The sequence below is a fragment of the Clostridium sp. LS genome (genome assembly GCF_002760435.1).
Classification (GTDB): Bacteria; Bacillota; Clostridia; order Clostridiales; family Clostridiaceae; genus Clostridium.
In genome coordinates, this window is sequence record NZ_AUUU01000068.1 from 1 (window position 1) to 4,162 (window position 4,162).

Sequence of the window (4,162 nt, forward strand, 5' to 3'; positions counted from 1 at the left end):
GACCCTTGTGGTTACAAAAATATTTATTATTTCTAGTTAAGATATCCACATAAAGACTTGTTAAATATAGTTATCTAATAAGTTAAATTAATAATCTAGTTATCTATAATAGCTAACACAGTTGTAAATTTAATATATACTTTGAAATATATAAACAACATTCACTAGATATATACGCATTTCTGCACTAGAAAGTAGACACATTTTTGTGGAGTAGGCATTGAAAATGAGCTGTCTAAGGTTCTTAATTTTAGGCTGTTCCATTCATACTTGTCCAAATTTTATATTTGGAGCAAGTATGAATGGATGCAACCTGAAATTTAGAACCTTCCAGCGAAATTTTCATAGTCCTATGAAACAACAATGTGTCTACTTTCGGCTGATTGCATATATGTCTAGTTTACATGTTGTTTATCTATATTACATTCCACCTGGAATTAGGGTAAGTATCTCTTTTATAGGCATACAGTTTTCTGATGCTTCTTTGGATCTCGCATTTTCTAATATACTTTTTGCTGTATTTACCATTGCTGGGTATGCACTTCTTATTAAGTGATTTGCATATATAATAACATTAATTCCCAACTCAACTAGTTCATCTTCTTTCATGAAGTTGTATGAAGTTGGAACTACAACTAATGGAACCTTGTTTTCAAATTCATTGTATCTTCTGCAGAACTCAATGATTTCTTTTCCATCTTTTTCTTTGCTATGAATCATAATGCCATCTGTACCAGCTTCAATATATGCTTGTGCTCTTTTTATAGCATCATCCATCCCTGCTCCTGCAATTAAGCTTTCAATTCTTGAAATAATCATAAAATCGCTGGTAACTCTTGCTTCTCTTCCTGCTCTTATCTTTTCACTAAAATGTTCAATAGTATCTTGAGTTTGTTCAACTTCAGTTCCAAATAATGAATTTTTCTTAAGACCTGTCTTATCTTCAATAATAATTGCTGACACGCCTAATCTTTCTAATGTTTTAACTGTATAAACGAAATGTTCAATTTGTCCACCAGTATCACCATCAACAATAATCGGTTTTGTTGTAACTTCTAAAATATCGTTTATTGTATTTAATCTTGAAGTTAAGTCTACTAATTCTATATCTGGTTTTCCTTTAGCAGTTGAATCACATAAAGAGCTTATCCACATTCCATCGAATTCTTTTATTTTGCCTTCTTTCTCAACTTTAGTCTTTTCAACAATTAATCCAGTCAAACCATTATGAGCTTCAAGTATTCTAACTGGTTTTTTTGAATAAATTAATTCCTTAAGGCTTTTCATTCTCATTTGAGGAGTGATTCCTATTTGAGCAAGCTCTTCATCTAGTTTTGAAATAGATACACCTTGAGTATATGGCACTTCAACAAGTTCCCCTCCCCATTCCTTTATTGCTTCTATAACCCTTTCCCTAAGTTCCTTTTGGGCTCCATCTTTCCAATCATCTCCGTGAAGAACATAGTCAGGTTTAAGCTTTATAAGATTTGAAACCTGATCCAAACTATCTTGTGCAATTACAGATACAACCCCTTTGATATTATTAACTACTTCTTTTCTTTCTTCATATTTCATAATAGGATTTCTCCAATAACCGCGTATAACATCATCAGTATGTAATCCTACTATTATATCTCCAAGTTTTCTCGCTTCATTTAATACATTTAAATGTCCTTGATGAATTATATCAGCACTCATTGCAACATATACTGTTTTCATATTTTTAATCTCCCCTTAATTCTAAAATTATTTTAAATTTATATAATTTAAATTATTTTTTCTTCAATATTCTTCTCTAATTTAGGAAGTATAGTTTTTTTTATTCTCTCAAGATGATGTTTATCATCAATTTCTCCCCATACTAGATTATCAATTTTTAGGTAACCAACTTTTCTCTTTTTAGCAGCATCAAATATGGCATTTTCATAATCATATTTCTTTGCTTTATTCTTTTCAGTGTCAAAAAAATACTCATTCTTATATTCAAATATTGAACTATTAAAATTTTTATATTGTTTTAGCATTTCTTTATATAAATCTATAGAAATTTTTGAAATACCAACTAACTCTCCATATACATTTTCTATTTCTTCTATGTTTTTAGATATTTTGTATAAATTATCATCTCTAACTTCAACATAGCACTCGTCTCCAGAGTTTGTCCTTCCACTTAATAAAACACAATCATCTTTTTCATATTCAAGTGCTTTTATTAATCCATATACTTCATAAATAAGATCACTTTCAAGTAATAAAAAATCTTCCTTTAATTCTTCTTCTAATATTGAAAGGGAGGTCATGCTTCCTGTGGCCTTATATTTTCTGTTTCTCTTTGTTTCAATGTACTTTTTATCTTTTGCAAATTCATCATAAAACTCATGTAAATGACCTGTTACAATATAAATTTTCTCAATGCCTAAACTTCTTAATTTCTCAATGGATCTTTCAACTAAGCTTTTACCATTTACCTTTATAAGTCCTTTTGGCAGCATATCATTAGTTACATCATGTAATCTGGACCCCATTCCAGCAGCTAAAATTACGGCAGTTTTAACTTTTCTCATTTATTGAATACCCCCTTAATTTAAATATCACTTTTATAATTTAACTTTATAATCTATAGACACAAACTTAGGTTCATTTTTTGAACATGATAATATTATCATCTTTCATTGTTCAAAACAATATGTTCATGTTAAAAACTTACTAATTTTTCAGAGATATTTTAAAATCTTAAAAACATGCTTGAGTTGAACAAAAAAAAGCACATTCTAAAAAGTGCTTTTCAAACTTTTTAGAATGTGCTTTATATATCCTGCAAATATTATTTCTAGTATAATAATAAGCTATACCAAAAGCATTAAGAATACTTTCGGCATAGCCTATATTAGTTTATATTATTTTACTACTGTATTTGTTGTAGATTGTATAGTTGCTGTACTTGCTGTTGGAATTAATAATTTATTGAAATCTTGTTGAGTAGTTTTATATACGCTAGTAGGGAAAGTTATTGCTTTTACTTCACTCTTTGTATCTACTGCTTTTAAAACTAATGAAATACTTCCTGCATCTTTAATTTGTAAGTTCATATTAAAATCAGCATTATAGCTAGTATCAGCAAATACTTCTTTTGAGCTAATAGTAGATCCAGCTAATAGTGTCTTAAGATCGGCTAAGCTTGTATCAAACTTAGCATCATTAACTGCTGCTTTAATTTGTGTAATACCTTCAGCTGGTATTCCTAATTTAAAAGTATTATTAATATTTTCTATGTTGTTTCCTGCAGCTTTTGCAGCTTTTCCAGCTAAATCAACAGTTTTATCTGCATCAAGATTGATTGTATATTCTCTTCCATTTTGAACAAATGGTATATCTATATCACTATTTTCTCCAAATATAGTCTTTCCTAATTGAACCATTGCATCTGGATTGGTTGTTAATGCTTTTATTTTATCTACATCAATTCCTGTTGATGCAACATCAATTCCAATATAGTCTTCTTTTATACTAGTTAATCCTGCTGGAGCAGCTTGTCCAGTAAGTGCAGATATTCCTTCATAGAAGCTCTTATTTATATAGCTTGTAGTTCCATCACTGTATGCTTTAAGTTCTGGAATATTAAACTTACCAGATGGATCAGTGAATTTAATATCTACATATGTCTGCTTACCAGCTGTATAACCATCAGCAGCAATATTTATTTGTTCTTTTACTCCTTTTACATCTATATTGACTGTACCCTGAATATTCGATGTTGTTGCTTCCCATTTCGCCACATTTGAAATTTCTCTTGAATAATTTAATGTTGCTTGGCTACATCCAGCCATTGTTCCAACAGTTAAAGCTGCTGTCATAATAAATGCTAAAGTTTTCTTTAATTTCATTTTTCTTTCCCCCTGTAAATAATGTTCATTTATGATAAAAATACAATACATGTTAATAATTGACTTTATATCATATTCTTATTATACATATTTTTTATTAATAAATAATAGTCTAAATATTAAATTTATCTTAATTTATACTTAAGTTTTTATAAGAGCCTTTATTTACTCGCATTTAAGGCACATGAAAATAAATAACAAGTCCAAAGTTGCCATGGATATTTTTTCATCAGGCAAGGAGGCGAATTGCCCTCATAGCGAGCCTATTAGGTCAATTT

3 protein-coding genes are annotated in these 4,162 nt (G+C 29.3%); all 3 read right to left on the minus strand.

Annotated features, from left to right (window positions below):
- Positions 1-420: 420 nt before the first annotated feature.
- Positions 421-1,719, minus strand: coding sequence for a phosphoenolpyruvate mutase (gene aepX / locus COL3_RS16310; RefSeq protein WP_008428477.1), 1,299 nt, complete (start codon positions 1,717-1,719; stop codon positions 421-423).
- A 47-nt stretch (positions 1,720-1,766) separates the two neighbouring features.
- Positions 1,767-2,564, minus strand: a complete 798-nt coding sequence (locus tag COL3_RS16315; protein WP_008428480.1) for a phosphocholine cytidylyltransferase family protein — start codon at positions 2,562-2,564, stop codon at positions 1,767-1,769.
- A gap of 333 nt (positions 2,565-2,897) precedes the next feature.
- The gene (locus COL3_RS16320) at positions 2,898-3,884 is read right to left on the minus strand and encodes a hypothetical protein (protein ID WP_008428481.1); all 987 of its coding nucleotides are present in this window, start codon (positions 3,882-3,884) and stop codon (positions 2,898-2,900) included.
- Positions 3,885-4,162: the final 278 nt, after the last annotated feature.